This window comes from Neisseria sp. P0021.S006 (genome assembly GCF_051956895.1).
Map to the genome: position 1 here is coordinate 1 of NZ_JBQCWZ010001173.1, position 471 is coordinate 471.

Annotated in this window: 1 pseudogene; it reads left to right on the forward strand. The window is 55.8% G+C overall.

Going from position 1 to position 471, the window contains the following annotated elements:
- Window positions 1-333, forward strand: a pseudogene (locus tag ACTHUM_RS19315) (hypothetical protein); the annotation flags it as partial.
- Window positions 334-471 lie beyond the last annotated feature (138 nt).

Below are 471 nucleotides of genomic sequence, written 5' to 3' on the forward strand. Positions count from 1 at the left end.
ATCGATTACCTTTACTACGGTAGCGGACATCTGCACCAGATCAGCCTCGACGGCGAAGTCGTAACCGACATCGAACGCGACAAACTGCACCGCGAAATCCAAAGGACGCAGGGTGGCGTCAGCAGCCTGTGCGGTTATGACTTTATTGGTCGTTTGGGGGGCCGGTGTGTTGTTTGGGGTGGTGTGTTGACGTTCTGTGGTGGACGGGGCTCGTTGGCTGGTGGTGTTGTTGGTTGTTGTTGTGTTTGTGGTGGGGTTTGTGGTTTGGTTTGGGGTGTTGGCTGGGGGGGTTGTGTCTTTGGTTGTGTTTGTGGTGGGGTTGGGCGGGTTTAGGGGGTTTGTGGTGGTTGGGTCGGTTGTGGTGGGGTGTTTGTTTTTGGTTTTGTTTGTGGTGTTTTTTTTGGTGGGGTGGTTGGGGGGGGGGGTGGGGGTGGTGGTGTTGGTGGTGGGGGTTGTTTGGGGTTGTGTGGT